We start from the raw sequence: 25,624 nt of genomic DNA, 5'->3' as shown, positions 1-25,624 counted from the left end.
ATTTGGTCCCGATCACGGTCTTCCCGGCCCCGTTCGCGTTAGCGCCGCCGCTCTCCCGCGCCTAGTCCTTGCGGCATCGAGCCGTCTTTCCGGAGTGCATATCGTCATGGCGACCCGTTCCTTCCTGCTGCGCGGCACGGCCGCCGCCGGCCTTCTGTTGTGGGCGCTGCCGGCCGCGGCCCAGACGGCCCCGGCGGGCGCGTCCGAACCGCTGCGCCTCGACTCCATATCGGTGACCGCGAACAAGCGGCCCCAGCGGCTGGCCGAGGTGGACGGCGCGGTCGCCGTCCGCACCGCCGAGGATCTGGAGCAGGCCCATGTCGCGAAGGTCGAGGATCTGGAGCGCGTGTTTCCCGGCCTGCTGATCCGCAGCCGGGGCAACGGCGCCTATGCCAATGTGACGGTGCGTGGCGTCTCGTCGCCCGACTATTACAACCCGGCGGTCCAGGTCTATGTCGACGGCGTGGCCCAGGACCAGGCCTATTTCACGCAGGAGCTGGTGGACGTCGAGCGGGTGGAGCTGTTGCGCGGCCCGCAGGGGACGATGTACGGCCGCGGCGCCCATGGCGGCGTGCTGAACATCGTCACCCGCAAGCCGGACGACCGGCCGGTCGCCGCCCTGTCCAGCACCCTGTCCAACCAGGATCGCACGGTGGAGGCCATCGCCGGTCTCGCCCTGGTGCCCGGCATGCTGTACGGCGATGTCGCCGTGCATCTGCGCGACCGGCTCGGCAGCATCGACGATACGGGCGGGCTGGGCTCCGACATCGACGACGGCACGACCTGGGTCGGGCGGGCGCGGCTGCGCTACGCGCCGGTCGGCGGACCGCTCGACGTGATGGCGACCGCCCAGCGCGAGCGGCTGCGCAGCCACGAGGAACTCTATGTCAAGGACTCCAGCCTGAAGGATCGCACCGTCAACAGCGTGACCGAGGGCGGGTTGCCGCTGCTCGACCGTACGGTGAACAGCTTCGGGCTGACCGGCAGCTATGATTTCGGCGGGGCGGTGCTGACCAGCGTGACCTCCCTCCAGAAGCGGACGATGACCCGCCGCATCTTCGGCAGCGACACGCCCGAGGATCAGCGGACGGTGTCCGAGGAGCTGCGTCTGGCCTGGGGCGGTTCCGGCCCGCTGTCCGGCGTGATCGGCGGCTTCGTTCAGGACACCGACTTCACGCGGCGCGAACCGGGCTATCCCGGCTACATGGGCGCCTCGGTCAACGACGTGGACAGCCGCTCCTACGCCGCCTTCGGCGAGATCACCTACAAGGTCACGCCGACGGTGGACGTCACCGGCGGCCTGCGCTGGTCGCGGGAGGAATCGTCGATCGACTACCGGCGCGGCGCGCCGGGCGGCTACGGCTTTTCCGCCGACGCCAGTTTCGGCAACGTCTCGCCCAAGCTGGCCTTCGGCTGGCAGGTGACGCCGGACCACCGGCTCTACGCGCTGGTCAGCCGGGGCTTCAAGCCGGGCGGCTTCAACCACACCGTTTCCAGCGTCGCCGACGCCGTGTCCTACAAATCCGAGACATCGATCAACATCGAGGCCGGCTGGCGCGGCGCCCTGCTGCCCGGCATCCTGGAAGGTGGCGCGGCGGTCTATTGGATCCGCTCCAACGACAAGCAGATCTATGTCGGGCCGGTCGGCATGCAGGTGCTGCGCAACGCCGGCGAGGCCGAGAGCAAGGGCATCGAGCTGGATCTGCGGGCCACGCCGCTGGACGGGCTGACGCTGGATGCCGGCGCGACCGTCGGCCGGTCGGAGTTCACCGATTCGCGCGATCCGCAGACGGGCGTCAGCTACGACGGCAAGCGGGTGCCCTACGCCCCCGACACCACGCTGCGGCTGTCGGCGCGCTACGTGATCCCGCAGACGGGAATTCCGGGCGAACTCAGCCTGCGCGGCGGCGGGCGCTATTATTCGCGCACCTATTTCGACGAGGCCAACAGCCTGCAACAGGCGGGCTACACGCTGTTCGACGCCTCGGTCGATCTGGCGCTCGACAACGGGATGTCGCTCAGCGTCTTCGGCGACAATCTGACGGACAAGGTCTACCGCACCTCCAGCTTCCGGTTCGGGGCCGGCGACGTGCGCAGCACGGTCGGGCAGGGGCGCATGATCGGCGTCAGCGGCCGGTACCGCTTCTGATGGGCGCCGCGCGGGTGCTGCTGACGGTCGCGGGGATCTACACGACCCAGAGCGCCATCGGCGGCATGAGCTTCCAGGCCCTGCCCGCCGTCCTGCGCAGCCATGGCGCCGGGCTGGAGCTGGTCGGTCTGGTGTCGCTGTTCATGCTGCCCTGGGCGTTGAAATTCCTGTGGGCGCCCGCCGTCGAGCGGTTTCGCCAACGGCCCGGCGGCGTCCGGCGGTCGCGGCCGATCATCCTGGCCGGGCAGGGGGTGGCGTTCGGGCTGCTCGTCCTGCTGGCGGCGCTGTCGCCGCGCGAGGCGCCGCTGGCCCTGTTCCTGCTGCTCGCCGCCGTCGCGGTGGTGGTGGCGACGGTGGACATCGCCTGCGACGGCTTCACGGTGGAGCGTCTGGCTCCCGCCACGCGCGGCTGGGGCGGCGCGGTGCAGGTGGGCGGCGGCTATGCCGGGATGATGCTGGGCGGCGGCCTGTTCCTGGTGCTGGTGGATCGGGCGGGCTGGACCTTGGCGGTGTGCGCCATGGTCGGGCTGCTGGTTCTGCTGACTCTGCCGGTCCTGCTGACGCCCGAGCCGCCGCTCGCCTCTCTCGGTGAAGACCGGAGCGAAAACCGGCACCGCCCGTCGCTGGCGGCGGCCTTCGCTCGGCCGGACGTGCGCTGGGGGCTGGTCGTCGTGCTGGTCTTCCAGCCGGGCTTGCGGATCGTGCAGGGGCTGATGGCGCCCTTCCTGATCGACCGGGGCTTCGACCTCGCCCTGCTGGGGATGCTGCACGGCGTCGCCGGCACGGCGGCCAGTCTGCTGGGGGCGCTGCTGGCCGGGCTGGCGGCGCGGCGTTGGGGCGCCGATGCGCTGTTGGGGCCGGCGGTGCTGGCCGAGGCGGCGGTCTTCCTCGCCCTGCTGGCGGCGGCGCTGGTGCCCGGCCTGCCCGTTGCGGCGTTGGTCGGGCTGCTGCTGGCGCTGGCCGCGGTGACCGGGGCGGCCTTCGTCGTCCTCTACACGGCGATGATGGGTTGGGCCTCGCTGCGGCAGGCCGGGGTGGATTTCACGCTGTTCCAATGCGCCGACGCGATGGTCGCGGCGTTGGCCGGCTATGGCGGGGCGCTGCTGGCGGGAACCCTGGGCTACAAGGCCGGCTTCGGCCTTGCCGCCGGGGCCGCCCTGGCGGCGGCGGCGCTGCTGCCGGCGCTGCGGGCGCGGATCGGCACCGTTCAGCCGGACGCCGCTCCGCCGGGCGTGGCGGTGTAGGCGCTGGGGGCGACGCCGTAATAGCGGCGGAACAGCTTGGCGAAGTGGCTGGGGTTGGCATAGCCGACCATCAGCGACACCTCGGTCACGCTGGCCGCCTGCCGCCCCAGCAGATCGCCCGCCCGCTTCATCCGCATGTCCTGGAGATACTGGTGGACCGACGCATCGTAGAGAGTCCGGAAACCGTGCTTCAGCTTCTTCTCGTTCACCCCGGCGACGCGGGCCAGTTCGGCGATGGTCCAGCCATGGGCGATGTCCTCGACCATCAGGTCGCGCGCCGCCTTCACCCGACGGCGGTCGAGCAGGCTCGGTTCGGGCGGACGGGGCGGGCGCCCCTGGGCGGTGGTCAGCCGGTCGAGCGCCAGGGCCAGCAGTTCCAGCGCCTTGCCCTCCACGAACAGCGCGTCGGCGCGTTCGGCCACCGTGCCCTGGAGCAGCCGCTCCGTCGCCAGGATCATCTCGCGCGGGGCGGGCGCGCAGCCCATCCACACCCCGTCGAGATCCTCCGCATACAGGTCCAGCGCACCGGCCATGGTGGAAGTGAAGGCACGGGGGTCGAGCATGCCGCACAGGACATCCCAGTCGATGCGCAGTTCCGCCATCGTCATGCGCTGGCCCGGCGGCAGATGGAACCGGCCCCAGGCGCTGCGGTTCGACAGGAACACGTAGAGATGGCCGTCGCGGTAGGGCATGACCGGCCCGTCCGGCGCCACCCCGGTGACGCCGCCGGCCTTCAGGAACACCGCGATGGACAGGCTGGCGTGGCCGTGGACGCTGCCCTCTACCGTGCTGGTGGTCGTGAAGTCGCAGGTGGTCACCGCCATGCCGTCGCGCACCAGCGTGCGCTTCATGTGCCCCTCGACGCCCGGCATCAGCGGTCCGGAATGGCGAACCACCGAACGCGGCTGGGCGGCGGTTGTCCAGCGCCGGCCGAGGCCCGCCGGACCGCGATCGACGACGATCTTCTGCATCAGGCCCGCTTTCATTCCCAACCTCCACTGCGACGCGCCACGCCTCCAGGCAGCGGGGCGGATGCAGCATAATGAGAATAATTATCATCCGCAATTCTGTTGCGGATCCATGACGCCGAAAGGCATTCTGGACCGATCCGGTCCTCATCGAGAAGGAAGCAGCCGCCGATGCACACGAAGACGATCGACGCCTGGACCCATGACCACGGCTTCGGCCAGGACCGTGTCCGGCCGGCGGAGTTCCGCACGCTGCTGGTGGTGGCGCTGACCGCCGTGACCATGGTTGCGGAGGTGACGGCGGGCATCGCCTTCGGATCCATCGCGCTGCTGACCGATGGCCTGCACATGGCCTCGCATGCGGCGGCGCTGGGCATTTCGCTGCTCGCCTACGTCTTTGCCCGCCGCCACGCCCGCAACCGGGCCTTCAGCTTCGGCACCGGCAAGGTGAACGCGCTGGCCGGTTTCGCCAGCGCGCTGCTGCTGGTCTTCGTCACCCTGCTGATGCTGTGGGAGAGCATGCACCGGCTGGTCGATCCGGTGGCGATCTCCTTCGACCAGGCGCTGGTGGTCACGCTGGTCGGTCTGGCCGTCAACATCGCGAGCGCGGCCATCCTGATACGCGGGCCGTCCGGCGACGACGCGGAGCATCACCAGCACGGCCATGATCACCGTCATGGCCACGGCCACGACCATGCGCACGGCCATGCGCACAGCCATGCGCATGAGGAGCACGACCACAATCTGCGGGGCGCCATCCTGCATGTGCTCGCCGACATCGCGACGTCGGTGCTGGCTGTGCTGGCGCTCCTCGGCGGCAAGCATCTCGGCGCGTCCTGGCTGGACCCGGCGATGGGCATCGTCGGTGCGGCGGTGATCGCCCGCTGGTCCTGGGGCCTGCTGCGCGACACCGGCCGGGTGCTGCTCGACCAGGAGGCACCTGCCGAGGTGCGCGAGGCGGTGCGCGGCGCCATCGAGGCGGACGGCGATTCCCGCATCGCCGACCTGCATGTCTGGTCGATCGGTCCGGGGCTGTTCACCACGGTGCTGTCGGTGGTCAGCCACGAACCGCACAGCCCGGAGCATTACAAGGCTCTGCTCCCCGCCGGGCTGGGGCTGGTCCATCCGGTCGTCGAGGTGCGGCGCTGTCCCGGCGAGGCGGGGTGCTGAACGCCTACCCCCGCCCGCAGTCCAGCCGGAACGGGCCGAAGGCGGTCGCGACGTCCCGGCTGTCCACACGGGCGAAGCCGGCCGCCGACAGCGCCGCCGCGATGGCGCCCCGATCGAAGGAACGGCCCTGCCCGCGCAGGGCCGCCGCCAGCCGCCCGACGACGTGGGTTTCCGGTTGGGTGCGCTCCGCCGTCAGCCCCTCGTGCAGGCTGACGAAGACGCCGCCCGGCGCCAGTGCCTGCCGGGCCTTGGCCAGCAGCGCCACGAGGTCGCGGGCGTAGTAGAGCGTCAGCGACGCCCAGATCACGTCGTACCCGCCGCCCCACTCCGTGTCGTTGAAGTCGCCCGCGATCACCGCGACGTGCCGGCCCGCCGCTCCGGCGGTGTCCAGCCGTCCGGCGATCCGGCTCGCCATCGGCGGCAGGTCGACCACCGTGGCGGTCATGTCCGGCCGCCGCTCCGCGACCGTCAGCGACAGCGTCTCCGATCCGGCGCCGACATCGAGGAACCGCTGGGCGGAGGGCCATTCCGGCAGGCTTTCCAGCACCGCCATCATGGCTGCCGCCCCCATGCCGCGATGGAAGGCGCGCAGGCTGAAGGCAGAGCGGTCCCAGAACTCCGGCGCGGTCATGTCGAGCGGCGCGTCGGCGGTCTCCCCGCGCAGCAATGCCGCCACGTCGCCGTGCCGCAGCCGGGGGAGGGTGGTCAGCAGGTCGCGCAGGGACCGCGGGCCGTCGGTGCGCAGATAGGGCGAGGCCTCGTCCGCGAGGCGGTAGCGGCCATCGGCCTTGACCAGCAGCTCCATGGCGGCCAGCGCGTCGAGGACGAAGCCGAGGCGTCCGGCGTCCAGCGCCAGATCGGCCGCCAGATCGGCTGCCGTCGCGGGCGTGGCCAGCCGGTCGAACAGGGCGAACTCCAGACCGGCCGCCACAAGCTGCCAGCGCAGCGGCGCCTGGATCAGGTCGAACAGCCGGGCGGGAACGCTGCTGTCGTCGGGGTGCGTCGTCATCGCCGTCACCACGCCGCCTTGACGCGCAGGCCGACCTCGCGCGCCGCGCCATCCTCCGCCAGCACGCCGAGCGGCGCCCGGACGGCGCGGGTGTAGACGTTCCGGTCGAACAGGTTGCTGCCCCACAGCGACAGCTCCACCGACGCGAAGCGGTAGCCGATCTCGGCGTCGGTCAGCACGAAGGCCGATTGCCGCACCGTGTTTTCCGAATCGAAATAATAGGGGCCGGAGCCGTTCACCCCCACCTGTCCGAACCACCCCCGCTCGCCTTCGTCATAGCGGATGCCCAGCGCATAGGTGGCGTGCGCCGCCATCGGCAGGCGGTTGCCCGACAGGTCGGTGGGCACCAGCGCGCCGTTGCGGTTGACGTTGACGGTGTAGGCGGTCGCCTTGGCCCGTTGCAGGCCGCCGCTTCCGAACAGGGTCCAACGCTCGCTCAGGCGTCCGTTCAGCGACAACTCGGCGCCCAGGTTTTCGGCCTCGGCGGCGTTGCTGACCTTCTGGGTGCCGCCGGGCACCAGATCGAGGATCTGCTTGTCGGTCGTGCGCGTGTGGAAGACCGAGAATTGCACGGAGCCGCGCCCGCCGGCGAAGCCGGCCTTCACCCCGGCCTCGGCGGTCCAGCTGTGTTCGGGCGCGTAGGTCAGCGTGTCGCGGCTGGTCGCCGTCCCGTAATTGTAGCCGCCCGGCAGATAGCCCCGCGCGTAGGAGGCGTAGAGCGTGGCGTCCGGCCCGGCCTCATAGGACAGGCTGACGCGCGGCAGCAGCGTGGTGTGGCTCAGATCCTGCTGGTAGCTCATGCGCCCGGCCGTGCTGGAGACGGTCTGGCGGCCGCTCTGGCCGATCCATTCGAGCCGTCCGCCCAGACCGAGCCGCAAGGCGTCGGTCAGGCCGACATCCGCCTGCCCGAAGCCGGCCAGCCCGGTCTGCTCGATGTCGGTCTTGCGCCGGACGCGCGGGGTGCCGATGCGAAAATCCAGCTCGGTCCATTCCCGGTAGGCGTAGAGTCCGGCCAGCCACCGCAGCCGCGCCTGCGGATCGGCGGAGGTCAGGCGGATTTCCTGCGACAGGGCGTCGTCGCGGTGGGCCGAGAGGGTCGGCAGGGTGGCGAGCGGTGCGCCGTCGAGATCCATCTGGAAATCGCGCGTGTAATGGGTCCAGCCGGTGACGCTGGTCAGGTCGAAGCCGTCGCCGCGACGGTCGACCCGCAGGGATTGCACCGCGCTGGTGGAATCGTCCCAGGAGGGGGTGTTGTAGTTGGTGGTGAAGCGGCCGGTGGCGTAGGGGCCGGAGAGGTAGCGCATCCGCGCCTTGCCCAGTTCGGCCCGTTCGACGACGCTCTTCAGGCGGATGTCGGTATCGTCGTCGGGCCGGGCTTCCAGGCCGCCCGACAGGGTCCAGCGGCCGGTTTCCGCGCCGTTCCTCGACCCGTCGTAGCGGTTCAGTCCGGCGCCCTTGGCGTCCTCCGCGCGGAAGGCCAGCGAACCGGCCAGCGTGTCGCCGGCGAGCGGACCCGACAGCCGCCCGGCCGCCGTGACGGCGGGGCGCCAGCCGTCGGGGCCGTCCTGGAAGCCGGTGGACAGGCTGGCCCAGCCCGATGGCGTCCAGGTCGGATCGGCGGAGGCGGCCTTGACGGCGCCGGCCTCGGTGTTGCGGCCGTAGAGGCTGCCTTGCGGCCCCTTCAGGATTTCCAGCATGGCGGGGTCGGGCAGCCGGGGCGCCTGGGCGGCACCGTGGGGCAGGGCGACGTCGTTCACGAAGAAACCCAGGGGATCCTGCAAGGCGGTGTTGGCGCTGGTCATGCCGCGCATGACGATCCGCGTCTGCACCGAAGACTGTTCGATCTGGACGTTCGGCGACCGCTTGGCGATGGCCGCCAGTCCGCCCGACAGCGGGCTGTCCAACGCCTCGGGCGTCAGGACCTCGACCGATCCGGGGATGCGCCGGACATCCTCCTTCCATTGCCGGGCCTCGACCGTCATCGGGGCCAGCTCCATGGCGGCGGCGTCCGGCGGGCCGTCGGCCAGCGCCGGTCCCGCCATCGCCAGAAGGAGCGGGGTCGAGGAAAGCAGCCGGGCGATCGGCGGTGTGGGGAACGGGCGGTGCGTCATTGGGGGCGGTTCTCCTCGCTGAAGTCCAGGGCGAGGCTAGGCGAAGCGCCGGGGGCGCGCGCCCAAACGCCGAACGCTCCCCATCATCGGGCGAACGCGGCGGTCAGCGCCGCCGGAACGCCAGGGCGCACACCACGCACAGGATCGCGGCGCCCGCCCAATAGGGCATGACCGGCGAGAGCTGGTGCAGCGACGCCCCCAGCAGCGGGCCGGCGGCCATGCCGACCCCCTGCCCGATGCCGTTGAGGCCGGCGGTCCGGGCCTGCATGTCCGGCGCCGTCCGCAGGCTCAGCGAGGCGAGATTTCCCGGCAGCAGCAGACCCAGCCCGCCACCCAGCCCGGCCATTGCCGCCATCAGCAGGGCGGGGGAGGGGGCCAGAGCCGCCGCCGGCATGGCGAGCGCCGCGACGACGGCCCCGACCCGCAGCAGGCGCGCGGGGGGCCAGCCCAGCCAGCGCACCGCCAGCCCCTGCGTCGCCACCATCACCGCCATGGTCACTGCCAGGATGGCGCCGCCGCGCTGCACCGAGTCCATCGGGGTCAGGCCGAAGGCGTCCTGGAGGCGCAGCGCCGTCACTTGCTGCAGCAGGCTGTAGGCGGCCAGCCCGCACAGCGTGATCGCCAGGAAGGGGCGGAGAACCGCCGGACGGAGCCACCCCGCCGCCGGGGCTGTCGCCGATGCGGCCGGCCGCACCGGCTCGCGGACACAGAGCCAGACCGCCGACGTTCCGGCGGCGATCAGCGCGGCGATGGCCAGCAGCGCGGTGCCGGGCTCCGTCCCTCCCATCCGCCAGGCGACGGCGCCGCCGAGGATGGCGCCCAGTCCGAAGGCGGCGCCCATCATCCCCATGCCGCCGGCCCGCTCGTCCGTGCTGGTCACGTCGGCGAGGAAGCCCTGGGCCGCAGGCATGATGCCGGCCGACAGGGCCGACTGGACCAGCCGGGCGGCCAGCAGCAGGGCGAAGGCCGCATCGGCCGACAGGCGTCCGTCGCCGTGCCCGGCCAGGATCGCGGCCATCGCCACGGGAAACAGGGCGGCGGCGGCGAGCCCGGTCAGCAGCACGCGGCGCCGGCCCCAGCGGTCGCAGACCTGCCCCCAGACCGGTCCGGCGACGACCAGCAGCAGGGCGGAAAGGCTGAGCAGCATACCGGTCCGCACATCCCCGAAGCCGATGCTCCGCCCGAGCGGGGGCAGGACGATCAGCAGGAAGGAATGGCCAGCGCCGTTCGCCAGCAGCCCGCCGAACAGGGCGGCCACGGCGGGTGTCTTCCGGTCGGTCGGCGTGGTGGTCATGGTGGTGGTCATGGCGGTTTCCGCGAGGTCGAGCGACAGCGACCGGAGACGCTACGCGCGAAACGCCGGTGGCGCCGTCATCGGCAGAACGGGACGGGACAGACGCCGAACGGCGGTGTCAGCGGTGTCGGTGTCAGCGGCGTTGGCGGAACTCGGCGGGGGTGCAGCCGTGGCGCTCGCGGAAGGCGGCGGCGAAATGGCTGGAGCTGCTGAAGCCGCAAAGAAAGGCGATCCCGGTGATGCTCTCGTCGCTGTTCTTCAGGCAATGTTCGGCGCGCTCCAGCCGCCGGTCGCGCAGCCAGGCGAAGACGGTCTGCCCGTAGACCTTGCGGAAGCAGCGGTTCAGCCGCGCGTGGCTCATGCCCGCCGCCTCGGCGAGACGCTCCAGCGAGGGCGGGTGGCACAGAGCGGACAGCAGCATGTCCGCCACCCGCGCCACCCCGCACCGCTCTGCGCGCCCCAGTGCGGCCCCTGGCGCGCCGTCCCCCATGGGGCCGGCGTCCACCAATGGCGCCAGCCAATGCGCCAGCAGCCCGAGCGCGGCGCTCTCCGCCATCAGCCGGTCGAGCGGCGACGCGAGGCCGTTGTTCAGCAGCAGGCGCAGCCGGTCGGCACCGGACTCCGAGCGCCCCAGCCGGACCGCGCGGGTTCCTCCCGGCATCCGGTTCAGGCCGGCACCGTCCAGCACCTCGCCGATGCGGTCCAGGTCGAACTTGACCGCCAGCATGCCGGCCAGTTCCTGCGCCGGCGTCAGCCGGGCGATGGGAGCGTCGTCAAGCCGGAACAGCCAGACATCCCCGGCGCGCACCGTGTGGCGCAACGCCGCGTCGCCGCAACCGAACAGGCTGGTGCCCGACAGGCCGAAGGCCAGCACCCCCACCGCCGCGCCATGGTCGATCCGCGACCGGTAGTCGCCGCCCAGGCGGCACTCGCTGCTGGTCAGGGTGATGCCCGGCCCGACCCGGCCGGTGCGGAAACGCACGGCCCCGTCGGCGCAGGGCAGCGCGTGATCGCGCCACCCGGACTCCGGTCCAGCGAGGCTCGCCAGCAGTCGCGGGCCGACCTGGAACACATCCGGCCCGGTCTTGCGGAGGATGTTCATGGCGGGTGGTCCTTTTGTCTTGGGAAGGAACGGACGGGCTGGAGTGCGCCATGGCATCCGTCGAAGAGGGTGAGGGGAGTGACGAAAAAATACCGGCCAGGGCAAAGGGCGCACCGTCACAGGCAGAAATGATAATAAGAATTATTATCATTAGATATCGATCGCTTCCAGCGTGGAGAGTGCTCCCATGCCTATTTCGCCGCCTATGTTCCGGCCCGCATCACAGTTGACGGCGCTGGCCGTCACCGCCTCCAGGCAGGGGACGACGACCTTCACCGGCCAGCGCGTCGGAGGTGGACGAACGCACGCTCGACGAGGAGGGCGGCTCCAGGGGCCGGGCGAGATCGCCCAGTGCCAGCCCAACGTCTATCTCACCGGGTTCGCCGGCAGTACGCCGCAGCTCACCATTCGCGGGCCGGGCTTTTCCGACAACGAGTCCGACAGTGTGAGCACCAGCGTCCTGGAGGACGGCGTGCTTGCCGATGGGTTCGAGGAGGCGTCGGTGTTTGAACCAGTCCACCCATTCCAGGGTGGCGAACTCGACAGCTTCCAGGGTGCGCCATGGTCCGCAGCGCCGGATCGCCTCGGTCTTGTAGAAACCGTTGATCGTCTCGGCCAAGGCGTTGTCGTAGCTGTCGCCGACGCTGCCCACGGAGGGTTCGACGCCGGCCTCGGTGAGGCGCTCGGTGTAGCGAATGGCAAGGTATTGCGACCCGCGGCCGGAATGGTGGATGAGGCCGGTGCCCTTAGCGGGCCGGCGGTCGTGGAGCGCCTGTTCCCTATTCAGCCGGCCACGGGGCAGAGGCACCCCAGCCGTTACACCGTTCTCCAAGGAATCGAGGGCGGCCGAAACGTCGGGCCCACCGACATGTCGACGCCGTGAAGGCCGTGGCACCGGCATCGGGTCTTTGATCCATCGCAACTGTAATGCTTAACGCCCGTCGCCCAGCAGCGCCGTACCCAGATAGCCCGGCATCCCGGCCAGCGGGCCATCCAGCGGCTTCACGATGACTTCCATCCCTTCACCGAAGGCTTCGATGGCGAGACCGACCGCCTGCTTGTCGATCCGCACCACCAGCACGGCGATCTCCTCCGCCTCGGCCTTTGGCGGCAAATCCAGCAAGCGGTCCAGATGCACCAGGGGAATGATGCGGTCGCGCAGCAGGAAGGCTTCCTTGTCCTTGATGGCCACCACGTCGGCCCGCGGGATACGGACCGTTTCGGCGATCTCGTCCATCGGAATGCCGAACTGCCGGCCCGATACCTCCAGCGTCATCACCCGCGTTACCGCCATGCTCAGCGGCAGATGCAGGCTGCCGGTGGTCCCGGTGCCTGGGATGCTGCTCAGTTCCACCCGCCCACCGGTCTTCTCGATGGCGGTGCGCACCGCGTCCATCCCAACCCCGCGCCCGCTGATATCCGTCACGGCGGCGGCGGTGGAGAAACCCGCTGCGAAGATCAGGTCCATCACCTCCCCGTCGCTCAGCCGCTGGGCGGTTTCGCGGTCCATCACCCCCTTCTCGACCGCCTTCTCACGCATCACGGCGGGATCGATGCCTCGCCCGTCGTCGGTGATGCGGATGATGACCTGATCGTTGTCCTGGCTGGCCCCCAATGTCAGCCGGGCGGTTTCCGGCTTGCCGGCGGCCGTACGGTCGGTCTCGATTCCACAGTGCCGCCGCGGCCGCGTCGCCGCCCGCCTCCTCTTCGGCCATGGTTCCGGCCGCCTCGGCCAAACCGGTCAGGTCGCCGCGTTCCAGCAGCAGCGCCAGCGGCTCGGCCAGCGCTGCCGCCGGACCGGCGGCCGGGGACAAGCCTGCCAGGGCCAGAGCCGCCGGCTCGACCTCCGTCACTTCGGACTGGCTGCCGACATAGCGCAGGAGATGCGCCACTTCCCCGAGGGGGGCGGTGGACAGGGCCTGGAAGGACAGCACGCAGGAAAAGGGGTCGTATTCGGCCAGCGGCGTCCAGCCGTCCGGGGGCACCGCCGCCAGATGAGCGCGTTCGGGCACCTGTGTCATCAGGGCCAGCGGGTCGTCACCCTTGAAAAAGCACTGGGACTCGGGACGGTAGGTGATGGCGAGGACCGGGGTTCCGCTCGCCGCCGCCCGTTCCACCGCCTCCATCAGCGCGTCTTCCGGCACGCCGGAGAGCCAGTGTGGCAGGGATTCCGTCCCCTCCACCGCGTCCTCCGGCCCGGAGGCCGGGGCGCGCTCCTCCGCCCTGTCCTCGGCGCCGCCGGTCAGCCAGGCGCGCAGCGCGGCGATGACCGGCTGCCCGCGTTCGACCGCGGTGCCCGGCAGCCTGCCGGTGTCCTCGATGTGGTCCAGCCACATCGATACGAGGTCCAGCGCCGCCAGGATCTGGTCCAGCATCGCGGGGTCCAGCGTCAGCTGCTGTTCGCGCAGGGCGACCAGCAGATCCTCGCCCGCGTGCAGCACGGCGGTCAGCGCCGGGATGTCGAAAAGACCCGACGATCCCTTCAGCGTGTGGACCGAGCGGAACACGGCGTTGAGACGCTGGCCGCTGCGGGGATCGCGCTCCAACCCCAGCAGGCCGTCGGTGGTCGCGGCGATCTGGTCGCGGGCTTCGACCAGAAACTGGGCGAGAAGGGGGGATTCATGGCTCGGTCGCTCCCGTCATGATGGCAGCGAACAGGCGCAGATCGTCCACGCTGATCGGCTTGACCAGATACAGGTTCACCCCCACCGCGCGGGCGGCGGCGATGTCCTTGTCCCGGTTCAGGGTGCTGGTCATCATCACCGGCAGGCAGGCGATCTCCTCCGTCGTGCGCAGGGTGCGGACGAAGGTCAGGCGAGCAGGGAGGCCTTCAGGTGCCCTCTGCCGCCCTCCGCCTCGTCGACCTCTCGAAGCAGGTCGAGAGTGACCCGTGCATCGGCCTCTTCGATGCGGGAGAGCGCGAAGCCGAGATGGACCAGGACCCAGTGTCCGATCCGCTCGGACAGTGCCTCTCCCGGATCGGCGATGCAGGAGAGATCGATTTCCCGCATTTCACCCAGGATCTCGGCGATGGCGAGCATCCGCCCGGCATCGGCGATGGCGACGATCCTTGCGGGGACTCCAAGGCACATGGCAGGGTTCCTTCACGGCGGTCATTATTGCGGCGGTCACGCCACTTCGAGTTCGACCAGCGTCAGATCGTCGCCACCGCGTGGGGCCAGGCGCAGGCCACCGCAGGCTGGGCAGGGGGCGATGCGGGTCGGCACCTCCCTTTCCCGCGCGCAATCCTCGCACCAGACCAGACCGGGCGGCTGATCGATGTCGACCGTCGCGCCCTCGGCCAGCGTGTCGCGCCGGACCACGTCGAAGGCGAACCGCAGGGCGTCCGGATCGACGCAGGCGAACCGTCCCACCGCCAACCGGATCCGAGTGACCCGATGGAAGGCATGGCGGCGCGATTCCTCCTCCAGCAAGTCCAGCAGCCGTTCGCACAGTGAAAGCTCATGCATCGTCCTTCTCCGCCGCGCAAGGCCAGAAGCCCGTTCCGGCGGAATGCCGGACCCGGTGGCCATTGTCGGGAGCAGGGGTGAATCGGTCGATTTTTCGGCAAGTCGATATGGCAAGGAATAGCACCGGAAATGAGGAATTGCAATTCACGAGTTGTTGAATTTCACGGAGCATCATATGCAATGACCTGAGCGATAAGAGATTTGTATGAGGCAATAACTTAAATTTATTCGGAATTTCCCCGATGAATATTCTAGGTGAGCCGGAATGTCGCATGTCGTTCCGTATCGGCGGCGTGCAGAATCCGGCCATGGGGGCCGGGCGATCCCGTCCGTCGGGACCGATGCTCCAGGCTTGGCGTTAAAGCGGTGCGCGGTGACGGACCGCTTGGCCGGCGCCCTTTCCTCCATCACAGCCAGGGTCACGGCCACATCATGGATCACGCAACCGCCTTTACGGCCCCGGCATCCCCGGCGCTTTCCCTGGCGCACCCGCTTTCCCACCGCGGCATGCGGCAGGTGCCGGCGACCGTCTGTACCGGATCGGGCATCGACCGCCGGGTGGAGACGATCGTCGACGAGTTGCCGGTCGGTCTGGTCTATGCCGGCGATCTCTTCGCGGTCATGCTGGCGACGCCGACCGACCTGGAGGATTTCGCAACCGGTTTTTCTCTCAGCGAGGGGATCGCAGGCACTCCCGACGAGCTCGCCATCACCGGCGTCGACGAACTGGCGGACGGTGTCCGCATCCGCATGGAACTGCCGGTGGAGCGGCTCGCCGCCCTGCTGCGCCGCAAGCGCAACCTGATGGGCGGATCGGGCTGCGGTCGCTGCGGCACCGACAGCTTCGCGGAGACCCTTCGGCCGCTCGATCCCGTGCGCTCGACCGCGCGCTTTGCGCCGGAATCGATCCGCCGCGCCATGGCGGCGCTGCCGTCGGGCCAGAGCCTGAACCGGCAGACCGGCGCCGTCCATGCCGCCGGTTTCGCCCGGCCGGACGGGGACCTGGTCGCCGTCCGCGAGGATGTCGGCCGCCACAACGCGCTCGACAAGCTGATCGGCGCGCTCGCCCGCGCCGGCATCGACCCGGCCGACGGCTTCGTCGTGGTGTCGAGCCGCTGTTCCTTCGAGATGGTTCACAAGACGGCTGCGGCCGGCATCCCGCTGATCGCCGCCATCTCGGCCCCGACTTCGCTGTGCGTGGGATTCGCCGCGACGGTGGGGGTAGGGGTCGTCGCCTATGTGCGCGAGGGCCGCTTCACCGTCTACGCCGTGCCGTCGCGGGTCCTGACGCCGGCTTGAAGCCTTGCCCCGGAATCCCGAAAATACCGGCGGGCCGGACAGTGCCGGCCCGCGGAGGTCATGCCGCCGTTCGCGTCAATGATTGGCTGCCGGCTGCCCCATCGCCGGCATCGCCTTGCGCGACGGCAGCGGGGTCAGGCCGCCCAGGCCCTTGCGGTAGATCAGCCAATAGATGCCGCCGACGAACACCGAGCCGCCGACGATGTTGCCCAGCGTGGCGAACAGCAGATTGTGCAGGATGCCGCCGGCCGTGATCATCGATACGTCCAGCCCGGCCGGCACATGCCCCGTCTCCTTCAGCACATAGGCCAGCGGCAGGAAATAGAGGTTGGCGATGCAGTGCTCGAAGCCGGCGGCCACGAAGGCCGCGACCGGCAGGGTCAGCGCCACGATCTTGTCGGTCACCGTGCGGCCGGCATAGGCAAGCCACACCGCCAGGCAGACCAGCAGGTTGCACAGGATGCCCTTGAAGAAGATGGTCACCGCGTCCGGTGCGATCTTGCCGATGGCGAGCTTCAGCACCGCGGCGCCGACGCCGCCGTTGTTCATCTCGGTGTGGTGCGACATGACGATCAGGAAGACGAGGCCTAGCGCGCCGACCGCGTTGCCGATCCAGATCGTCGCCCAGTTGCGCAACACCTGCGCCGTCGAGATCTGGCCGTTCGCCCGCGCCATCACGATCAGGCAGTTGCCGGTGAACAGCTCCGCCCCGCCGACCATGACGATGGCGAGGCCGAGCGAGAAGACCAGACCGCCCAGCACCCGCTGCACCGCGAAGCTGAGCGCCGGGTCGGCCAGCACGATGACGAAGAACATGCCGCCCAGCCCGATGCCGCCGCCGGCGACCACCGCCAGCATGAAGCTGGGCAGGAAGGGCATCGTCGCCTTCTTCACCCCCAGCTTTTCGACCTTGTCCTGGATCTCGGCCGGCGAATAGGCGTCCATGCCGAGTACCGGTGTGTCTTTCGATGCAGGATCCGCCATGGCGAATTCCTCCGCTTGTCTTGAGTTGTCCCCGAATGCATGAGAATGCTTGATCAGCCCACCGTCTCGTAAGCGTCGAAGCCCTCGCCGCGGACCAGCCGGTCGTGGACGGCCTCCACCGACAGGCGGACCGTGCTGGTGACCGGCGCGAAGAAGCTGGTGTCCTGCGGCTGGATGCCGAGGAACAGGATTTCCGGCACGGTTTCCCGCAGGCTGTCGATCAGGAAGTTCAGCGGGATGGCGTGGGTGGTCACCATGAACTGCTCTGCGACGCTGTCCTGCTCGATCAGGCGGACCTCGCCCGGCGCCAGTTCCATGTCGGCGGCGTCGACGATCAGCAAACGCTGCGGCGCCAGCGTCCGGATGTAATGGGTGTGGTTCTCCGGAACATCCTCGCCGTCCACCACCGTCCAGCCGGGCGCCGGCTGTTCGTCGAGCAACTGGGCCAGCAGCGGTCCGGCGCCGTCGTCGCCGCGCAGCACGTTTCCAACCGTGAATACGACATCGGTCATGTCAGTCGTCTCCCCATCAGATAGATCGCGGGTTCGCGCCGGATGGCGTCCAGGGCGCTGCGCAGGCGGTCGAGCCAGGCCGCCACGTCGGGCGGGGCGGTCGGCAGGACCGTCTCGATGGCCGCCATCAGCGGCCGGGCGTGGGTGATGTCCACGGTGATCTCACCGAAGCGCAGCAGGCCGGACAGCTTGCGGTGTGCCTCCTCGTCGCCCTTCAGCGTCTCCAGCACGCGGTCGAAGACCGCGGTGGTGCAGCGGAAGGCCGGCTTGAAGCAATCGAACACGCCGATGTGATGCCCGATGGCCAGCGAATAATAGACCACCTGCCTGGCGTCCTCCGGAATGTCCTCCTTCCGCTCCAGCATCTTGGCGTTCAGCTGGTAGAACACGACCTCGGGCGCGACGCCGCCGGCCTTGCGCAGGCCGGGGATGGAGCCGGGATCGGCATGTGCAAGGGTACTCATGCTGCATCCTCCCCGATGGGCCGTCCATGCACCGCCTGTTGGACGATGTCGGTCAGCCGGCCGACGATCTCGGCGCGGCGCGGGTCGCGTTCCCCGGCGATGGCGGAGAGCAGCCGCTCGGACAGGGTAAAGGAACCGGGCATGCGCGCCTGCCCCTCCAGCAGGGCCAGGAACTCCTCGACGATATCGCGGCCCTGGCGGTAGCCGGCCATGCGCCGGGCCTCGCGCTCCAACCGGACGCGCAGCGCATAGGGAACGTCCGGGTGGAGCAGGGCGGCGCACTCCCCCGCCGCCTCGACATGGGTCTCGGCCTTCAGCTTCTGGTCCAGCAGGCCGAGCGCCACGGCGAAGCCGTGGATGGTCGCGGCCGGTGTCGGCGGGCAGCCGGGGATGTAGACGTCCACCGGCACGATCTCGTCGGTGCCGCCCCAGACGCAATAGAGGTCGTGGAAGATGCCGCCGGTGCAGCCGCAGGCGCCGTAGGACACCACGATCTTCGGATCGGGCGCCGCCTCGAACGCCCGCAGCGCCGGCATCCGCATGGCGCGCGTCACCGCCCCGGTGAACAGCAGGATGTCGGCATGGCGGGGCGAGGCCACCACCTTGATGCCGAAGCGCTCCGCGTCGAACACCGGGGTGATGGACGAGAAGATCTCGATCTCGCAGCCGTTGCAGCCGCCGCAATCGACCCGGTAGACGTAGGCCGAGCGCTGGATGTTCTTCAGCAGCGCCGTCTTCATCGTGGCGATCTGCTCGGAGATGGAAACCTGCGGCAATTCGGCCGTCAGGCTGCCGGGGTTCACCGGGAGGTTCATGGCGTGGTCTCCAGCTCGCGGTCCAATTGGCGGTCCATCTGGCGATCGATTCCCATCAGGGCGATCTGGTGGACATCCTGTTTGCGCTTGCAGTCGGGGCAGGTGGAGACGGTCAGCCGCAGCCGGTCCGCCTCCTCGGCGTTGCGGGCCGACTGGCCCAGCAGCCGGGCGACATAGTCGACCTCCTTGGCCGGCGCGAAGCCCTTGCCGCAGCAGGCGCATTCGGCCAGCGTGAAGACGGCCTTGCGCGTCAGGTCGGCCTTGCTGCCCACCGCCAGCTCGAAATCGGGGGTGAGGCGGATGGCGCCGGTCGGGCAGGATTCCTCGCAGCGGCCGCAGAAGATGCAGCGACCGTAATTGATCGACCATGTCCGGGTGCCGGCCGCCGTGTCCGTCTCCATCCGGATGGCGTTCGGCGGGCAGGCGACGGTGCAGGCGGCACAGGCGATGCACGCCTCCGCCCGGTGTTCCGGCTTGCCGCGGAAGTCCTTGCAGACCTCCAGCGGGGCGAAGGGGTACTTGACCGTCGCCTCGCCGGTGCGGAAGATTTCCTTGAGTAGCTTGAGCATCGGTCGCCTCCCGTCACTTCAGCGGTGAATCCGTGCGTTCGCGGCAGTAGCGCTCCATCTCCTTGTAGGCGATGGTCTTCGAGCGCTTCTTGCGAACGTCGACCACGGTCACGCGGTCGGTGCAGGAATAGCAGGGGTCGATGCTGCCGACGATCAGCGGGGCATCCGACACCGTGTTGCCGCGCAGCATGTAGCGCAGCACCGGCCAGTTGTTGTAGGTCGAGGCGCGGCAGCGCCAGCGGTAGAGCTTCTGGTTGTCGCCGGTCATCGACCAGTGGATGTCCTCGCCGCGCGGCGCCTCGGTGAAGCCGAGCGCGAACTTGTGCGGGGTGTAGGTGAAGTCCTCGGTCAGCACCGGGCCGCCGGGCGCCTTGTCCAGCAGCTGCTCGATGATCCACAGGCTGTCGAAGAACTCGGCCACCCGCACCAGCGTGCGGGACAGCACGTCGCAGCCCTGCTCGACATGGACCGGCATGTCGAGCAGCTTGTAGCCGGCGAAGGCATGGTCGGCGCGGGTGTCGCGGCGGTGGCCGCTGCCGCGCACCACCGGCCCGACCGGGCTGTAGTCGCGGGCGATCTGCGGGTCGAGCCGGCCGACGCCCTTGACCCGGCCGCTGACGTTGGCGGTGGACAGCAGCACCTCGACCAGCCGGGTCACGTCGTCGCGCAGCTCGGCGACCAGCTCGCGGGTCTTCGCCTGCTGGTCGCCCAGGATGTCGCGGCGCACGCCGCCGATCAGGTTCAGCGCGTAGGTCTTGCGCGCGCCGGTCAGCAGCTCGGCCAGCGTCATCGCCTTCTCGCGCACGCGGAAGAACTGCATGAAGCCGGTGTCGAAGCCGATGAAATGGCAGACCAGCCCGAGGTTCAGCAGGTGGCTGTGCATCCGCTCGGTCTCCAGCAGGATGGAGCGGATGGCCTGCGCCCGCGGCGGCACCGTGATGCCCAGCGCGTTCTCTACCGAACTGGCATAGGCGACGCTGTGGGCGTAGCCGCAGATGCCGCAGACGCGGTCGGCCAGGAAGGTGACCTCGTTGTAGCCCATCCGCGTTTCGGCCACCTTCTCCATGCCGCGGTGGACGTAGAACATGCGGTAATCGGCGTCGATGATGTCCTCGCCATCGACGAACAGCCGGAAATGGCCGGGCTCGTCGGAGGTGATGTGCAGGGGCCCCAGCGGGACGACGCGCGTCTCCTGCTTGGCCTCGTTGATGAACTGGTAGGTCTCGTCGTCGGCGGTCGGTGCCGGCCGCAGCCGGTAGTCCATCGCATCCTTGCGCAGCGGGTACAGTTCGTCCGGCCAGTCGTCGGGCAGGACGAGGCGGCGCTCGTCGGGCAGGCCGACGGGGCGCAGGCCGAACATGTCGCGCACCTCGCGCTCGCCCCACACGCAGGCGGGAACCCGCGGCGTCACCGACGGGTATTCCAGCGTGTCGGCCGGCACCTCGCAGCGCACCACGACATGGCAGCGGGCGCCGGCCTCCATCGACAGCACATAATAGACGGCATAGGCGCCGTTCAGCGGCCGTTCGTCGTTGCCGACGATCACCGACAGCCAGCCGCCGTGACCGTAATAGAGGCTGGCGACCACGTCGGGCAGCGAGGAGGGCTTGACCGTGATGGTCACCTGGGCCCCGGTCTGCCAGGATTCGTCGAGGATCGCATGGGGCAGGCTGTCGCGCAGGGAGGCGATGTAGCCGATCCCGACCCGGTCCGGAGTGATGAGGTTCATTTCGAGATCTCCGTCTGCGCGAGGCTGCCGGCCAGGGCGGTGCCGGCCTTATGGGCGGTGTTTATGGTTTGCCAGGGCGCAGCCACCACCGGCCGGCTGTCGCCGTTCAGGACCACGGCGGTCGCCTGCTGGACGAGGTTGGACAGCGGTTGCGGCACGGCGAAGCCCAGGCTCAGCACCAGGATGGCCAGCACCGCCAGCGGCGCCAGCGCCCGCCAGCCGACATCGCCCTTGGCCATCGTCTCCGGGCTCTTGCCCAGCACGCTGTCGGCGACGATCTTCACCAGCCCGGCGATGGTGATGCACAGGAACAGGGCGCACAGCATCATCAGCCAGACATAGCCCTCGTTCAGCCCGGCCATGAACACCATGAACTCGCTGACGAAGATGTTGAAGGGCGGGAAGCCGGCCAGTGCCAGGGCGCAGCCCATCATCAGCAGGCCGGTCGCCGGCGCCACCCGCAGCACGCCCTTGACCGCCCGCAGGTCGCGGGTGCCGTACTTCATCAGCACGTTGCCGGCGCTGCAGAAGAACAGGGCCTTGGTGACGCTGTGGTTGATGGAGTGCAGCAGCGCCGCGGCGATGCCGAGCGGCCCGCCGATGCCGAGCGCCACGACGATCAGCCCGACATTCTCGATGCTCGAATAGGCCAGCTTGCGCTTCAGGTCCTGCTGCACGAAGAACAGCAGCGACGACACGCCGACCGACAGCACGCCCAGCCCCAGCAGCAGCATCTGCGGGAATTCGATGCCCACCGTGCCGACGGTGATCACGTAGAAGCGGATGACGATCAGCAGCGCGCATTTCAGCAGCACGCCCGACAGCAGCCCGGACACCGGGCTCGGTGCCTCGGAATGGGCGTCGGGCAGCCAGGCATGCATCGGGAAGATGCCGGCCTTGGTGCCGAAGCCGATCAGCGCGAAGATGAAGGCCAGCTTGACCAGCATCGGGTCCAGCTCGGCGGCATGGCCGACCAGCGCCGTCCACAGCACCGCCTGGTGCGGGTCGGCCAGCACGTCGGCGGCGTTGGAGAAGACCAGCACCGTGCCGTAGAGCCCGAAGGCGACGCCGACCGTGCAGATGACGACATATTTCCAGGCCGCTTCCAGCGAGGATTTCTGCCCGTACAGCCCGACCAGGAAGGCGGAGCCCAGCGTCGTCGCCTCGATCGCCGCCCACATCATGATGATGTTGTTGGCGGTGACGGCCAGCAGCATGGTGAACAGGAACAGGCTGAAGAAGCCGTAATAGACCCGCACCTTGCCGGCGTCGATCAGTCCGGCTTCCAGGTCGTGGCGGATGTAGCTGATCGAATAGAGCCCGGTCAGCAGCCCGACCACGCCGATCAGCATCATGAAGACGGCGCCCAGCGCGTCGACGAACAGCCAGTCGCCGAAGGCGCCCAGCGTGCTGCCCGCCATCACCCGCACCAGCGCCGCCATGCTCAGCAGGAAGACGTAGCCGATCGAACCAAGATGGATGCGCTCCAGCAGTTTCAGGCTGCCATGGTCGGACGCCATGGTCTCGGGCAGCGAGTCGCGGAACCAGGGCAGCGTCAGCAGGAACAGCGCGACGGCGAGCGGACCGAGCAGCAGCAGGGGGGGAAGTATGGACGGTGCGATTGAGGGTACCATGGCGGTCATCCCTTCAAGGTCGTGAGCTGGCGCGCGTCGAGCGTGTGCAGCGTGTCGAAGATGCGCGACCCCAGCACCGCCATCACCACCACCGCGAAGATCGCGTCGGTGGCGATGCCGATCTCGACCAGCTCGGGCGCGTTGGGGGCCAGCAGGGCGAGGGTCAGGTGCGACCCGTTCTCCATCAGGCAGTAGCCGAACACCTGCTTCAGGATGTTGCGCTGGGCGACGATGCAGCCCAGACCGACGAAGAACAGGGCGAGCGAGACGGCCAGCGCCGGCTTGATCGCGTCGGCCGCCGGCAGCGTCACCCGCGACACCACGCCGAAGCACAGGATGACCACGGCGGCGGCGGCGACGATGGACAACGCCGTCGGCATCACCGCGCCCGAGCCGATGGCCGGATCGTCCAGCTTGCGGAAGGTGCGGTACATGATGGCCGGGACCAGGATCACCTTGGTCAGCAGGGCGGTGAAGGACCAGAGATACAGCTCGCCCGATCCGGTGGCGCCGGCCAGTGCCACGAACAGCATCACCAGGATGAAGCTCTGCAGCGCGTAGAAGCGGGCCGAGTTGGCCGGCTTGGCGGCCAGCGTGACCAGCAGGGAGCTGACGATCAGCAGGCCGGACAGGCCGTTGACGATGAGAAATCCGTTCATGTGCGTGTCCTCCCTCAGCCGAGCCACGAGGCGGCGATGGAGCTGGAGACGATGGTCATCGCCACCAGCGCCACCAGCACGAACTTCATGCCGGCCGGCAGCGGCGCCGCCGCGGCCATGGTGGCCGACGGCTTGCCGGGCACCGAATGGCCGAGCCATTTCAGGAACCAGGCGAAGGAGCCGACCGATTCCGCCAGCGCGATCACCACCAGCAGCATCAGCGCCCAATGATGCGCCCCGACCTCGAAGCCGCCGGCGAAGATGGCGAACTTGCTGAAGAAGCCGTTGAAGGGCGGCACGCCGGTGATCGCCAGGGCGGCGCAGACGAAGGCGACGCCGAGCAGCGGCGACTTGGTGACGATGCCGCGCAGCGACGGCAGCAGGCGGGTGCCGGCGGTGTAGCTCAGCGCACCGGCGACCAGGAAGAACAGCGTCTTGGCGAAGGCATGGTTGAAGATGTGGGCGATGGCCCCCTTGAAGGCGAGGTCGGAGCCGAAGACCGACAGCGACAGCGCGAGCAGGATGTAGGCCAGCTGGGTGATGGTCGAATAGGCCAGCAGCCGTTTCAGGTCGACCTGCGGCAGATACATGAAGAAGCCGTAGACCAGCGTCAGCACCGCCATGATCGAGCCGACCCAGCCGACGATCTCCGGGGCGCCGCCGGCTGACATCAGCCCGCGGGCGAAGATGTAGACGCCGACCTTGACCATGGAGGCCGCGTGCAGGTAGGCGCTGACCGGGGTCGGTGCCTCCATGGCGTCGGGCAGCCACATGTGGAAGGGCAGCTGGGCCGACTTGCCCCAGGCGGCGACCAGGATCGCCAGCAGCACCGCCGCCTTCATCCCCGGCGCCAGGTCGGCGATGGCGGTCAGCACGAAGGTGCCGGTCGACAGGAACAGCAGCGCCGCCGCGACATAGAGGCCGAGCGAGGCGACATGGGTGACCAGCAGCGCCTTGGCCGCCGAGCGCAGCGCCTTGGGCGATTCGTAATAGCCGATCAGCGCCCAGGAGCAGGCGCCGGTCAGCTCGAAGAAGGCGAGCTGGCCGATGACGGTGGAGCTGAACACCAGCCCGGTCATCGCGCCGATGAACACCAGCAGGAAGGCGTAGTAGCGCCGCCGGCCGATGTCGGGATGCTCGCGGTTGCCGGCGTTCAGGTAGGCTGCGGAATAGATCGCGACCAGCAGGCCGATGGCGATCACCGCCAGCGCGATCAGCACGCTGACGCTGTCGACCACGAGGCCGAGGATCGAGACCGATCCCAGCGAGATCAGCTCGTAGGTGCCGCCGATCTTGCCGCCGCCGAGCAGTGACGCGGCAAGGATGCCGACCAGCGCGACGGTGGCCGCCGCGAAGCCCTGGCACAGCCATTTCGCCGATGCCCGCTCCGACGCCGCGATCAGCCCGGCGCCGGCGAAGGGGACCAGGATGGTCGCCAGCGCCAGGACACCGAGTGGTTCTGTGGGGAGTGTGATCATGATGCTGCCCCTCGCCGGCTCACAGGCCGACCAGATAGAAGACGAAGGCGAGCGAGGCGGCGCCGACCCCGATCCAGCTGTGCTGCGGGGTCAGGCAGAAGCGGACACGCGCGACGCTGTTCTCGACGATGCCGACGGCGACGAAGATCGCGGTCAGCTTGATGGCGAAGGCGACCAGCCCGAACAGCAGCCCGAAGAACGACATCTCGGGGGCGCTGCCGAAGGGCAGGAAGACGCCGATGAACCAGGCCACGACGACCGTCTGCTTCAGCGACATCGCCCATTTGATCAGGGCCAGCGACGGGCCGGAATATTCGGTCAGCGGGCCTTCCTGCAGTTCCTGCTCGGCTTCCGCCATGTCGTAGGGCAGCTTGCCCAGCTCGATGTAGATGGCGTAGGCGAAGGACAGGGCGGCGATGATCGTCGCGGTGACCGATTGCACATGGCCGTCGGCGATGGCGGTGCCGATGGCGCCGAGGTTGGTCGAGCCGGCCAGCAGCGCCGCGACGAACAGCGACAGCAGCATCACCGGCTCCACCAGCACGCCCATGGTCAGCTCGCGGCTGCCGCCGATGCCGGAGAAGGAGCTGCCGCTGTCGATGCCCGACAGCGAGAAGAAGAAGCGGGCGAGCGCGAACAGATAGATGACGGTGATCAGGTCGCCGATGGGGGCCACCGGCGTGAAGCGGGTCAGCATCGGGATGCCGGTGGCGATGACCAGCACCGTCGTCAGCATCACCGCCGGCATGATGCGGAAGGCGAAGCCGCTGTCCGGCGGGGTCAGGTCCTGCCGGGTCAGCAGCTTGGCAATGTCGCGGTAGTCCTGCAGCAGCCCCGGCCCGTGCCGGGTGTGCAGCTTGGCCCGGACCATGCGCGACAGGCCGGAGACGAGCGGAGCCGCCGCCAGCAGGAGCAGCGCCTGGAACAGCCCCACCATGAGGTGTGAGAAGGTGAGCATGGCGTC

The 25,624-nt window shown here is 69.4% G+C and carries 24 protein-coding genes and 1 pseudogene; 4 read left to right on the top strand and 21 right to left on the bottom strand.

The features are described 5' to 3' along the window. Positions 1 to 106: 106 nt before the first annotated feature. Both ABMY26_RS08665 and ABMY26_RS08660 read left to right on the top strand, forming a co-directional pair. A complete protein-coding gene (locus ABMY26_RS08665) occupies positions 107 to 2,149 on the top strand; it encodes a TonB-dependent receptor (RefSeq protein WP_372395873.1) in 2,043 nt (680 codons plus the stop codon). Then, positions 2,149 to 3,393, top strand: a complete 1,245-nt coding sequence (locus ABMY26_RS08660) for an MFS transporter (protein ID WP_372395872.1) — start codon at positions 2,149 to 2,151, stop codon at positions 3,391 to 3,393. Before ABMY26_RS08665 ends, ABMY26_RS08660 begins: the two co-directional genes overlap by 1 nt. Here ABMY26_RS08660 and ABMY26_RS08655 read toward each other — a convergent pair. After that, positions 3,357 to 4,379 (bottom strand): helix-turn-helix transcriptional regulator, encoded by a 1,023-nt coding sequence (locus tag ABMY26_RS08655; RefSeq protein ID WP_372395871.1) that lies wholly within the window; start codon positions 4,377 to 4,379, stop codon positions 3,357 to 3,359. The two genes, ABMY26_RS08660 and ABMY26_RS08655, sit on opposite strands and share 37 nt — an antisense overlap. Before the next feature lie 153 nt (positions 4,380 to 4,532). On the opposite strand from ABMY26_RS08655, the gene dmeF reads away from it, so the two are divergent. Next, entirely contained in the window at positions 4,533 to 5,531 is a 999-nt protein-coding gene (dmeF, locus tag ABMY26_RS08650) for a CDF family Co(II)/Ni(II) efflux transporter DmeF (RefSeq protein WP_372395870.1), read from the top strand. A gap of 4 nt (positions 5,532 to 5,535) precedes the next feature. On the opposite strand, the gene ABMY26_RS08645 is transcribed toward dmeF, so the two are convergent. From ABMY26_RS08645 to hypA, 10 genes and pseudogenes are all read right to left on the bottom strand, one after another. After that, on the bottom strand, positions 5,536 to 6,540 hold the full coding sequence (locus tag ABMY26_RS08645) for a trans-aconitate 2-methyltransferase (RefSeq protein ID WP_372395869.1): 1,005 nt from the start codon (positions 6,538 to 6,540) through the stop codon (positions 5,536 to 5,538). 5 nt (positions 6,541 to 6,545) lie between these two features. Continuing rightward, positions 6,546 to 8,651, bottom strand: coding sequence for a TonB-dependent receptor (locus ABMY26_RS08640; RefSeq protein ID WP_372395868.1), 2,106 nt, complete (start codon positions 8,649 to 8,651; stop codon positions 6,546 to 6,548). 103 nt (positions 8,652 to 8,754) lie between these two features. Then, positions 8,755 to 9,957, bottom strand: coding sequence for an MFS transporter (locus ABMY26_RS08635; protein ID WP_372395867.1), 1,203 nt, complete (start codon positions 9,955 to 9,957; stop codon positions 8,755 to 8,757). A gap of 121 nt (positions 9,958 to 10,078) precedes the next feature. Further along, positions 10,079 to 11,047, bottom strand: a complete 969-nt coding sequence (locus ABMY26_RS08630; RefSeq protein ID WP_372395866.1) for a helix-turn-helix transcriptional regulator — start codon at positions 11,045 to 11,047, stop codon at positions 10,079 to 10,081. Between the two features lie 478 nt (positions 11,048 to 11,525). Next, positions 11,526 to 11,825 (bottom strand): annotated as a pseudogene (locus tag ABMY26_RS08625) (integrase core domain-containing protein); the annotation flags it as partial. 153 nt (positions 11,826 to 11,978) lie between these two features. Continuing rightward, positions 11,979 to 12,662 carry a chemotaxis protein CheA gene (locus tag ABMY26_RS08620; RefSeq protein ID WP_372395865.1) on the bottom strand — a complete coding sequence of 228 codons (684 nt, stop codon included), beginning with the start codon at positions 12,660 to 12,662 and terminating at the stop codon, positions 11,979 to 11,981. Continuing rightward, on the bottom strand, positions 12,580 to 13,599 hold the full coding sequence (locus ABMY26_RS08615; protein WP_372395954.1) for an Hpt domain-containing protein: 1,020 nt from the start codon (positions 13,597 to 13,599) through the stop codon (positions 12,580 to 12,582). The genes ABMY26_RS08620 and ABMY26_RS08615 overlap by 83 nt, the downstream gene beginning before the upstream one ends. A gap of 67 nt (positions 13,600 to 13,666) precedes the next feature. After that, positions 13,667 to 13,807: a hypothetical protein gene (locus tag ABMY26_RS08610; protein ID WP_372395864.1), complete on the bottom strand. Its 141-nt coding sequence runs from the start codon at positions 13,805 to 13,807 to the stop codon at positions 13,667 to 13,669. A gap of 50 nt (positions 13,808 to 13,857) precedes the next feature. Then, positions 13,858 to 14,139: a HypC/HybG/HupF family hydrogenase formation chaperone gene (locus ABMY26_RS08605; protein ID WP_372395863.1), complete on the bottom strand. Its 282-nt coding sequence runs from the start codon at positions 14,137 to 14,139 to the stop codon at positions 13,858 to 13,860. Between the two features lie 36 nt (positions 14,140 to 14,175). After that, positions 14,176 to 14,517 carry a hydrogenase maturation nickel metallochaperone HypA gene (gene hypA, locus ABMY26_RS08600; protein WP_372395862.1) on the bottom strand — a complete coding sequence of 114 codons (342 nt, stop codon included), beginning with the start codon at positions 14,515 to 14,517 and terminating at the stop codon, positions 14,176 to 14,178. 432 nt (positions 14,518 to 14,949) lie between these two features. On the opposite strand from hypA, the gene fdhD reads away from it, so the two are divergent. After that, positions 14,950 to 15,816 (top strand): formate dehydrogenase accessory sulfurtransferase FdhD, encoded by an 867-nt coding sequence (gene fdhD / locus ABMY26_RS08595; RefSeq protein WP_372395861.1) that lies wholly within the window; start codon positions 14,950 to 14,952, stop codon positions 15,814 to 15,816. Positions 15,817 to 15,891: 75 nt separating this feature from the next. Here fdhD and ABMY26_RS08590 read toward each other — a convergent pair whose 3' ends face one another. The 10 genes from ABMY26_RS08590 to ABMY26_RS08545 are packed head-to-tail and all read right to left on the bottom strand — an operon-like array spanning position 15,892 to position 25,618. Continuing rightward, positions 15,892 to 16,800 carry a formate/nitrite transporter family protein gene (locus ABMY26_RS08590; protein WP_372395860.1) on the bottom strand — a complete coding sequence of 303 codons (909 nt, stop codon included), beginning with the start codon at positions 16,798 to 16,800 and terminating at the stop codon, positions 15,892 to 15,894. Between the two features lie 53 nt (positions 16,801 to 16,853). Further along, positions 16,854 to 17,312 (bottom strand): hydrogenase maturation peptidase HycI, encoded by a 459-nt coding sequence (gene hycI / locus ABMY26_RS08585; protein ID WP_372395859.1) that lies wholly within the window; start codon positions 17,310 to 17,312, stop codon positions 16,854 to 16,856. Continuing rightward, entirely contained in the window at positions 17,309 to 17,776 is a 468-nt protein-coding gene (locus ABMY26_RS08580; RefSeq protein ID WP_372395858.1) for a formate hydrogenlyase maturation HycH family protein, read from the bottom strand. Before ABMY26_RS08580 ends, hycI begins: the two co-directional genes overlap by 4 nt. Next, positions 17,773 to 18,591 carry an NADH-quinone oxidoreductase subunit B family protein gene (locus ABMY26_RS08575; RefSeq protein WP_372395857.1) on the bottom strand — a complete coding sequence of 273 codons (819 nt, stop codon included), beginning with the start codon at positions 18,589 to 18,591 and terminating at the stop codon, positions 17,773 to 17,775. The genes ABMY26_RS08580 and ABMY26_RS08575 overlap by 4 nt, the downstream gene beginning before the upstream one ends. After that, a complete protein-coding gene (locus ABMY26_RS08570; RefSeq protein WP_372395856.1) occupies positions 18,588 to 19,160 on the bottom strand; it encodes a formate hydrogenlyase complex iron-sulfur subunit in 573 nt (190 codons plus the stop codon). Before ABMY26_RS08570 ends, ABMY26_RS08575 begins: the two co-directional genes overlap by 4 nt. A gap of 13 nt (positions 19,161 to 19,173) precedes the next feature. Further along, positions 19,174 to 20,889 carry an NADH-quinone oxidoreductase subunit C gene (locus tag ABMY26_RS08565; protein ID WP_372395855.1) on the bottom strand — a complete coding sequence of 572 codons (1,716 nt, stop codon included), beginning with the start codon at positions 20,887 to 20,889 and terminating at the stop codon, positions 19,174 to 19,176. Next, positions 20,886 to 22,523, bottom strand: a complete 1,638-nt coding sequence (locus ABMY26_RS08560; protein WP_372395854.1) for a hydrogenase 4 subunit F — start codon at positions 22,521 to 22,523, stop codon at positions 20,886 to 20,888. Before ABMY26_RS08560 ends, ABMY26_RS08565 begins: the two co-directional genes overlap by 4 nt. Positions 22,524 to 22,528: 5 nt before the next feature. Then, complete coding sequence (gene hyfE, locus ABMY26_RS08555) at positions 22,529 to 23,182, bottom strand: hydrogenase 4 membrane subunit (RefSeq protein WP_045585798.1); 654 nt, start codon at positions 23,180 to 23,182, stop codon at positions 22,529 to 22,531. A gap of 14 nt (positions 23,183 to 23,196) precedes the next feature. Then, the gene (locus ABMY26_RS08550; protein WP_372395853.1) at positions 23,197 to 24,660 is read right to left on the bottom strand and encodes a hydrogenase 4 subunit D; all 1,464 of its coding nucleotides are present in this window, start codon (positions 24,658 to 24,660) and stop codon (positions 23,197 to 23,199) included. Positions 24,661 to 24,679: 19 nt separating this feature from the next. Further along, the gene (locus ABMY26_RS08545) at positions 24,680 to 25,618 is read right to left on the bottom strand and encodes a respiratory chain complex I subunit 1 family protein (protein ID WP_372395852.1); all 939 of its coding nucleotides are present in this window, start codon (positions 25,616 to 25,618) and stop codon (positions 24,680 to 24,682) included. Positions 25,619 to 25,624: the final 6 nt, after the last annotated feature.

This window comes from Azospirillum sp. HJ39 (assembly GCF_041507355.1).
Lineage (GTDB): Bacteria > Pseudomonadota > Alphaproteobacteria > Azospirillales > Azospirillaceae > Azospirillum > Azospirillum thiophilum.
This window is presented reverse-complemented; position numbering and strand designations above follow the sequence as displayed.